General features: G+C 47.6%; 7 protein-coding genes and 1 pseudogene. 7 read left to right on the top strand and 1 reads right to left on the bottom strand.

Going from position 1 to position 8,149, the window contains the following annotated elements; genetic code table 11:
- From AEA42_RS22175 to secF, 4 genes and pseudogenes are all read left to right on the top strand, one after another.
- Positions 1–69: pseudogene (locus tag AEA42_RS22175) on the top strand (IS200/IS605 family transposase); the annotation flags it as partial.
- Positions 70–366: 297 nt separating this feature from the next.
- Positions 367–876, top strand: coding sequence for a hypothetical protein (locus tag AEA42_RS06640; RefSeq protein WP_037431841.1), 510 nt, complete (start codon positions 367–369; stop codon positions 874–876).
- A 376-nt stretch (positions 877–1,252) separates the two neighbouring features.
- Positions 1,253–3,127, top strand: coding sequence for a protein translocase subunit SecD (gene secD / locus AEA42_RS06635; RefSeq protein WP_037415217.1), 1,875 nt, complete (start codon positions 1,253–1,255; stop codon positions 3,125–3,127).
- 2 nt (positions 3,128–3,129) lie between these two features.
- On the top strand, positions 3,130–4,014 hold the full coding sequence (secF, locus tag AEA42_RS06630; RefSeq protein ID WP_037429700.1) for a protein translocase subunit SecF: 885 nt from the start codon (positions 3,130–3,132) through the stop codon (positions 4,012–4,014).
- 56 nt (positions 4,015–4,070) lie between these two features.
- On the opposite strand, the gene yhbY is transcribed toward secF, so the two are convergent.
- Complete coding sequence (yhbY, locus tag AEA42_RS06625; RefSeq protein WP_011071425.1) at positions 4,071–4,370, bottom strand: ribosome assembly RNA-binding protein YhbY; 300 nt, start codon at positions 4,368–4,370, stop codon at positions 4,071–4,073.
- Positions 4,371–4,460: 90 nt separating this feature from the next.
- On the opposite strand from yhbY, the gene rlmE reads away from it, so the two are divergent.
- From rlmE to folP, 3 genes are all read left to right on the top strand, one after another.
- Positions 4,461–5,090 carry a 23S rRNA (uridine(2552)-2'-O)-methyltransferase RlmE gene (gene rlmE / locus AEA42_RS06620; protein ID WP_011625490.1) on the top strand — a complete coding sequence of 210 codons (630 nt, stop codon included), beginning with the start codon at positions 4,461–4,463 and terminating at the stop codon, positions 5,088–5,090.
- Positions 5,091–5,119: 29 nt separating this feature from the next.
- Complete coding sequence (gene ftsH / locus AEA42_RS06615; protein ID WP_037429699.1) at positions 5,120–7,093, top strand: ATP-dependent zinc metalloprotease FtsH; 1,974 nt, start codon at positions 5,120–5,122, stop codon at positions 7,091–7,093.
- A 158-nt stretch (positions 7,094–7,251) separates the two neighbouring features.
- Complete coding sequence (gene folP / locus AEA42_RS06610; RefSeq protein WP_055647287.1) at positions 7,252–8,085, top strand: dihydropteroate synthase; 834 nt, start codon at positions 7,252–7,254, stop codon at positions 8,083–8,085.
- Positions 8,086–8,149: the final 64 nt, after the last annotated feature.

Here is an 8,149-nt window from a genome sequence, read left to right as displayed (position 1 = left end):
ATCCGTAGATACGTTAGGCATCAAGAGAAAGTAGAGCGGCAAGAGCAGGGTCAACTTGCTCTTGAATAAAGGCCCCCTTTTAGGGGGTTAAAACAAAGCCACCTTCTTCAGAAGGTGGATTCTTTACGTCTTTTGGATACTTAACTCGCTGTGCAATAAGTCTCTTTGCAGTGCAAACTTAGCAAGATGGATAAAGTTTAATTTGCCTCTGAGTTGGCAGTTACTTAAGCTGCATGCTTGGAACTTTCTATGTTTTTAATAAAGCTATTCAAGAAAGCGTTGTTTTTCCTGTAAACATTTTTCACGTAAATTGCTGCGTGCACCTTTTAGGATCTGAGTTTGATTAAGTTTTGGCGCCAAGGATTAATGTTACTCTGTGTGTCGATCATTTTGATCGCCCATACGAGTGGCTATGCGCCGCGCAGCTTAACCGCTCAGCATTTTGCGCCTAAAACAGTAGTGACAACTGTGCTGACTGCGGATACGCCGTCAATCGCAGCGCAAGAAAATACGACATCGCGCCATTCAACTGAACAATCGACTGCGAACGAGAGTAAAGCGGTTTGCATTGCTTCTGATAAGGTGCAAGCCTCCGATTGTTCCGAACCTGAATTCGTTAGTCATTCTGACGATTTTAATTTTGCCCCGGTTAACTCCCAGCGCTTTATCAATCTTGTTCAGCATGATATGCGCGAAGTGAAGCCTGTTTACCTGTTGGCCTTTGAGTTCGAACCCGAGCCTGCGCCCGCATTAGGGGAAAATATTCGCCTCGATGCTCGCCCGGATTGGACCCTCTTAGCCGAATCTTCACCCGCGCGGATCTCCGGCTGGAAAGTATCCAACCTCCAATATCGCTTTAGTCAGCAAGCCGCTTAATTCACCGCTCCCTGTAGCAAGTTAGCAAGGCTTATCCATAACGATACCGTTTGAGTTTGTTATCTGAACCAGAGGTCGTTAGGGATACCTTTGATTAACTTCGCATTTTGTCATCCGAAACCTGTACCCGATAACCTAGCATCAAAGCCTGCGGAATGACTGCCGCAGATACGACTGAATTGCATTGGATTAAATGCATTCGGTTTAGACGGATTTGAATCGGTTATCACCACTGAGTTTGCTGCGTTTAGCGTTCTCCTTGTGGGATCGGTGTTTACAGGTTTCACCGTAATACAGTGATTGTTCGCTCATGTTTGAAGGCGTTAATACGCCACTGATTACTATCCGAGCGGGCAAAACTATGCGAGTGATATCTATGGATAAAATTCAGAGTAAAAAGCTGCTAAATCATTATTCAGCTTGGAAATACGTTGTGCTAATTGTCACGATTATTGTGATGTTATTTAGCGCTTTACCGACTTGGTATGGTGAAGACGCCGCCGTGCAGGTGGGCGCTAAAGCAGGGCTTAACTTAACCCCTATTGAACTGCGGGATAAATTAAAAGCGCAGGGCGTTGAGGTGAAGCGTATCGAAGTTAAGCATGCCCAACATGGCAACGCCAATAGCTCAGAAGATGGGCAAACCCTTATTGTACTCAATGATGACAGCGAGCAAACCTTAGTGAAGACCTTAGTGTCATCCATGGTGAGTGAGCCGAAAGAACTCACGCTGGCATTGGTGAGTGCTGCGCCGAGTTGGCTGCAAAATATGGGGTTTGAACCGATTAAGCTCGGGCTCGATTTACGCGGCGGGGTGCAATTTTTGCTGGATGTGGATGTGCAACCTGTCTACCAAGCCCAAGCAGATGCCCTAGTCGAATCCTTAAGACAATTTTTACGCGAACAGCAAATCCGTGGCGCCAGTGTGCGTATTGACAACACGCGCGATGATGCCGGATTACAAATAGCGATTGCATTAACGGATGCTTCAGCATCAGACAATAACGCCCGTGCTGCCATACGTCAGTTTATCCAGCAAAGCTATCCAACATGGCAATTAACCAATGGGGATAATGGCTTAGTGGTAAAGCTTGCTCAAGATGAGCAAATTAAGTTACGTAATTTAACGGTGCAGCAAAACCTACAAATCATGCGTAGCCGTATTGAAGAGTTGGGGATCACTGAGGCTCTAGTGCAGCGTCAGGGTGAACACCGTATCCGCATCGAGCTGCCTGGTGTACAAGACCCAGCAGCCGCTAAAAACGTAATAGGCGCGACCGCAAGCCTCGCCTTTTTTGAGGTTAAAGAATCGGGTTCAGTGAACGCGCAGGTGCTGAAGGATAAATCTGGCAATCCCGTTTATGTGGCACGCACGCCCGTATTAGGTGGCGATCATATTGTCGATGCCCGTGCCAATATTGGTGAAATGGGCATGGCCGAAGTGAACATTCACCTCGACCGTATTGGCGGGCAGAAGATGTCGGAGTTTTCCCGCGCCAATATCGGTAAGCCGATGGCAACATCCTATAGCGAATATAGCCGGGATGAGCAGGGCAAAGCTAAGCAAACACAACAGATCATTAGCGTCGCGACCATTCAATCCCAACTAGGTGATCGTTTCCGTATCACTGGTGCAGGGACCTATCAAGAAGCGCAACAATTAGCGCTGCTGCTACGTGCAGGTTCAATGACGGCGCCTGTGACAATCGTTGAAGAACGCACTATTGGCCCAACACTTGGTGCTGAAAATATTGAAAACGGCTTTGCCGCACTCGGTTTAGGTATGGGGATTACGCTGCTATTTATGGCGCTCTGGTATCGCCGCCTCGGTTGGGTGGCAAACGTGGCACTGATTTCTAATATGGTGATCCTGTTTGGCCTACTAGCGCTTATTCCTGGTGCAGTACTGACCTTACCAGGTATTGCAGGTCTAGTATTGACTGTCGGCATGGCGGTCGATACTAACGTGCTGATATTCGAACGGATAAAAGATAAGTTAAAGGAAGGACGAAGCTTTGCCCTTGCCATCGATACTGGTTTTGATAGTGCATTTTCAACCATTTTCGACGCCAACTTCACTACGATGATCACCGCAGTTGTGCTCTATTCCATCGGTAATGGTCCGATCCAAGGTTTTGCCTTGACCTTAGGCTTAGGTCTTCTGACCAGTATGTTTACCGGTATTTTTGCTTCAAGAGCCTTGATTAACCTTGTTTATGGGCGTGATGCGCGCCGTCATGTGAGGGTATAAAAATGAAGAATATTAATCTGACTAAATGGCGCTATATTTCGAGCGCTATCTCGATCTTTTTAATGCTGGCCTCACTTACTATCATTGGCGTGAAGGGTTTTAATTGGGGCTTAGATTTTACTGGCGGGGTGGTAACCGAAGTACAACTTGATAAAAGAATCACCACTAGCGAATTGCAGCCATTACTGAACGCGGCTTATCAGCAAGAAGTGACAGTGATATCTGCGAGTGAGCCTGGGCGCTGGGTATTGCGTTATGCCGACACTGCACAAAGCAATGTGGATATTGCGCAAACCTTAGTGCCACTGGGCGAAGTGCAAGTGCTAAATACCAGTATTGTCGGCCCGCAGGTGGGTAAAGAGCTAGCAGAGCAGGGGGGGCTCGCGTTATTAGTCGCTATGTTAGCTATCTTAGGCTATTTGAGTTATCGCTTTGAATGGCGCCTCGCCTCTGGTGCGTTATTTGCGTTAGTACACGACGTCATTTTTGTACTCGCGTTTTTTGCGCTGACACAGATGGAATTTAATCTAACCGTGCTGGCGGCGGTGCTGGCTATCCTTGGCTACTCACTGAATGACTCAATCATTATTGCCGATCGTATTCGTGAATTATTGATTGCAAAACCCAAACTTGCGATTCAGGAGATTAACAACCAAGCGATTGTCGCGACATTTTCGCGCACTATGGTGACCTCGGGGACCACTCTGATGACGGTTGGAGCACTATGGATAATGGGCGGTGGGCCGCTAGAAGGATTCTCGATAGCCATGTTTATTGGCATTTTAACCGGCACGTTCTCCTCGATATCAGTCGGGACCTCCTTGCCAGAGTTTCTCGGCTTAGCCCCTGAGCACTATCAAGTTAAACCCATTAGCGATACACCATAGACGTTAAAACAAAACGGCCACTCATTTGAGTGGCTGTTTTGTTTAAGGCTGGAAAATTATTTCGCTCTTGGCAAAGCAATTTTCATTTCTGGTGATTGACGATAAATCACCAGAATATGACCAATAAGTTGCACTTTTGCAGATTGAGTTTCACGTACTATGGCATCAACGATGGCATTTTTTAGCTCTCTGTCGGCAGAGGCTACTTTCACTTTAATCAATTCATGATAAGCGAGTGCGCTTTCAATTTCAGCGAGTACACCTTCAGTCAATCCATTGGCACCAAGCAGCACCACTGGCTTTAAATTATGCGCCAGACCTTTTAAATGCTGTTTTTGTTTGGTTGTTAAGTTCATTTCTACCAACTTTTGCTGAGTTACTGTTGAAAAACCGCTATTCTACCCTTATATAGCCTTTGTGTAACTCTCAATTGTTGCGGATTTTAAATGTCAGGTAAAAAACGTACGGCCAGTTCCAATCGCTGGATGCTGGAACACTTTGATGATCATTATGTCAAACTAGCACAGAAACGGGGATTGCGTTCTCGCGCTGCGTTTAAGCTTGAAGAGCTTCAGCAAAAGGATCAATTGATCCGCCCAGGTATGACGGTTGTTGACTTAGGGGCCGCTCCAGGTGGTTGGTCACAGGTTGCTGTTAAGCTAGCTGGAGACAAAGGTAAAGTCATCGCCTGTGATATTTTACCTATGGATCCCATCGTCGGCGTGGATTTCTTGCAAGGGGACTTTCGTGAAGAGAAAGTGCTCGAAGCATTGCTAACTCGCGTCGGTGCGGATAAGGTTGACGTTGTATTGTCTGATATGGCGCCCAACATGAGTGGTTCAGATGGTGTCGATCAGCCGCGCGCCATGTATTTAGTCGAGTTGGCGTTAGATATGTGTCATCAAGTTTTGGCACCTAACGGCAGTTTTGCGGTCAAAGTCTTTCAGGGGGAGGGGTTTGACGAATATATGAAGGCGGTTAAAGAGGCATTCAAAGTCGTAAAAACACGTAAACCGGACTCGTCGCGGGCACGCTCCCGTGAGGTCTATCTTGTGGCGACAGGGTACAAGTTGTAGTACCCTAGCGTTAATCATCGCAAGACTTTATGAGGTCTAGTAATTTGAGTGACATGGCAAAAAATCTAATACTCTGGGTTGTCATCGCCGTTGTGCTGATGTCAGTGTTTCAGGGTTACTCCCCCTCTTCTTCGTCATCGCAGAAGATGGATTATTCTACTTTCCTAGACAATGTTCGTGATGGACAAGTCGCCAGCGTTGAAGTGAAAAGTGACCAACGTACTATCGAAGGTTCTAAGCGCACGGGCGAAAAATTCACGACCATCATGCCACTGTATGACCAAGATTTAATTAATGATCTTGACCGTAAAGGCATCACTATGAAAGGGCAAGAAGCCGAAGAGTCTGGGTTCCTAACTCAAATCTTCATCTCTTGGTTCCCTATGTTATTGCTTATCGGAGTATGGATTTTCTTCATGCGCCAGATGCAGGGCGGCGGTGGCAAAGGCGCTATGTCCTTTGGCAAGAGCAAAGCCAAGCTGATGAGCGAAGATCAAATCAAGACCACTTTTGCTGACGTTGCTGGCTGTGATGAAGCCAAAGAAGAAGTGAAAGAGCTGGTCGATTATCTGCGTGATCCAACCAAATTCCAAAAACTGGGTGGCCGTATTCCAACGGGCGTGCTCATGGTTGGCCCACCAGGTACAGGTAAAACCTTGCTTGCTAAAGCGATTGCTGGCGAGTCAAAGGTGCCTTTCTTTACCATTTCGGGTTCTGACTTCGTGGAAATGTTCGTCGGTGTTGGCGCATCTCGTGTGCGTGATATGTTCGAACAAGCGAAGAAATCAGCTCCTTGTATTATCTTCATCGACGAAATCGATGCCGTAGGTCGCCAACGTGGCGCAGGCTTAGGTGGTGGTCACGATGAGCGTGAGCAAACCCTTAACCAGATGCTGGTTGAGATGGATGGCTTCGAAGGTAACGAAGGGATTATCGTGATTGCGGCGACCAACCGCCCTGACGTATTGGACTCTGCGCTGCTGCGTCCAGGTCGTTTCGACCGTCAAGTGGTTGTTGGCTTGCCAGATGTTCGCGGTCGTGAGCAAATTCTTAAAGTGCATATGCGCAAAGTGCCACTTTCTGAAGATGTTAAAGCGAGCGTGATTGCCCGTGGTACGCCAGGTTTCTCCGGTGCCGATTTAGCCAACTTAGTTAACGAAGCTGCACTGTTTGCGGCGCGCGGTAATCGCCGTGTGGTCGGTATGGAAGAATTCGAGCGTGCAAAAGACAAGATCATGATGGGTGCTGAGCGCCGCTCTATGGTGATGTCGGAAGCCGAAAAAGAAATGACGGCATACCACGAAGCGGGCCACGCGATTGTGGGCTGTTTAGTGCCAGAGCATGACCCTGTGCACAAGGTCACCATTATTCCACGTGGTCGTGCACTCGGCGTGACCTTCTTCTTACCTGAGGCCGATGCGATTAGCCAAAGCCGTCGTAAGTTAGAAAGCCAGATTTCGGTTGCCTACGGTGGTCGTTTAGCCGAAGAGCTGATCTACGGTAGCGAAAAAGTGTCTACAGGTGCCTCGCAAGACATTAAATACGCGACATCGATTGCCCGTAATATGGTGACCCAATGGGGCTTCTCCGACAAGCTTGGTCCATTACTCTATGCCGAGGAAGAAGGTGAAGTATTCTTAGGGCGTAGCATGGGTAAAGCCAAGGCGATGTCCGATGAGACTGCGACGCTTATCGATGCTGAAGTGAAGGCCTTTATCGACAAAAACTACGGCCGTGCCAAGCAAATTCTGCTGGATAACATCGATATTCTGCATTCGATGAAAGACGCGCTGATGAAGTATGAAACCATTGATTCACTGCAAATTGACGATTTGATGAACCGTCGTGAAGTGCGTCAGCCTGCTGATTGGCAAGCAGATGACAATGGTTCAAATGACAAAGGCAATGGCAAAGGTGAACCTGCGGTTAAAGTCGACGAAGTGGTTAAGTCAGCGCCTGTTGAGTCAGAGCTGAAAGATGCCGATGAGTCACCCGCTAAATAACGTTTGTTAATTGAAAGAGAACCCCGTTAAGGGGTTTTCTTGTTTTATCTTGCTAGAAAATTGACTGCGCTGTCATTCAATATAAATCAGTTACATGAGTGAACTGCGCAGAATACGGATGAAACGCGCTAGCAAGCTGTCCCAAATGGAGTCAATGCGTGTTTGAATTAATTGCTGGAACCAAACGCTTATCCTTAGCTTCGCCCGTCGTGATGGGCATTCTGAATGTTACTCCCGATTCTTTTTCCGACGGTGGAAAGTTCTCTTCCTTTGAATTAGCTTGCCAACATGCTGATGAGATGGTCGCCCAAGGGGCGCTTATCATCGACATCGGTGGCGAGTCGACAAGGCCGGGTGCGGCCGATGTCACGGTTGAGGATGAACTCGCACGGGTGATCCCTTTGGTGGAATATGTCGCGAAACACCATGATGTGTGGATTTCGGTCGATACCAGTAAACCAGAAGTGATGCGCCAAGCGGTGAATGCCGGTGCGCATTTAATCAACGATGTCCGCGCATTATTAGAGCCTGGGGCTTTAGAGACCGCGGCACAACTGAATGTACCCATCTGTTTGATGCATATGCAGGGCGCGCCGCGCACTATGCAAACGGCGCCTGAATATCAAGACCTTGTTGCTGATGTGTCTCAATTTTTGACTGAGCGTATTCAAGCCTGCATCGAGGCGGGGATCCCGCGGGAGCGATTGTTAATCGACCCAGGTTTTGGCTTTGGTAAAACCTTAGAACATAACTATGAACTGCTGGCGAAGTTAGAGCGTTTTGAGCAGTTTGAGCTGCCGATATTGATAGGTTTATCCCGTAAGAGCATGATAGGAAACCTCCTTGCTAGACCGACCTCCGAGCGTCTAGCAGGGAGCCTTGCTGGCGCCATGATAGCGGCCCAGAAAGGGGCACATATCATTCGTGTCCATGATGTCCCTGAAACTGTCGATGTGCTGAAAGTGTTACAAGCGACACAGGCATATCTATAAAGGCTATTTTTGTTAAGTATTTCATTAATATTATGATCCCAACCGAAGGGACACATTGAAGTTT

The sequence above is a fragment of the Shewanella sp. Sh95 genome (genome assembly GCF_001308045.1).
Taxonomy (GTDB): domain Bacteria; phylum Pseudomonadota; class Gammaproteobacteria; order Enterobacterales; family Shewanellaceae; genus Shewanella; species Shewanella xiamenensis.
Note: the sequence above shows the minus strand (reverse complement) of the source record. Positions and strands in the feature narration are given on the sequence as shown.

Coding starts and splice junctions, on each gene's coding strand:
- yhbY (WP_011071425.1), bottom strand. CDS start 4,370: ATGAACTTAACAACCAAACAAAAACAGCATTTAAAAGGTCTGGCGCAT.
- secD (WP_037415217.1), top strand. CDS start 1,253: ATGGATAAAATTCAGAGTAAAAAGCTGCTAAATCATTATTCAGCTTGG.
- secF (WP_037429700.1), top strand. CDS start 3,130: ATGAAGAATATTAATCTGACTAAATGGCGCTATATTTCGAGCGCTATC.
- rlmE (WP_011625490.1), top strand. CDS start 4,461: ATGTCAGGTAAAAAACGTACGGCCAGTTCCAATCGCTGGATGCTGGAA.
- ftsH (WP_037429699.1), top strand. CDS start 5,120: ATGAGGTCTAGTAATTTGAGTGACATGGCAAAAAATCTAATACTCTGG.
- AEA42_RS06640 (WP_037431841.1), top strand. CDS start 367: ATGTTACTCTGTGTGTCGATCATTTTGATCGCCCATACGAGTGGCTAT.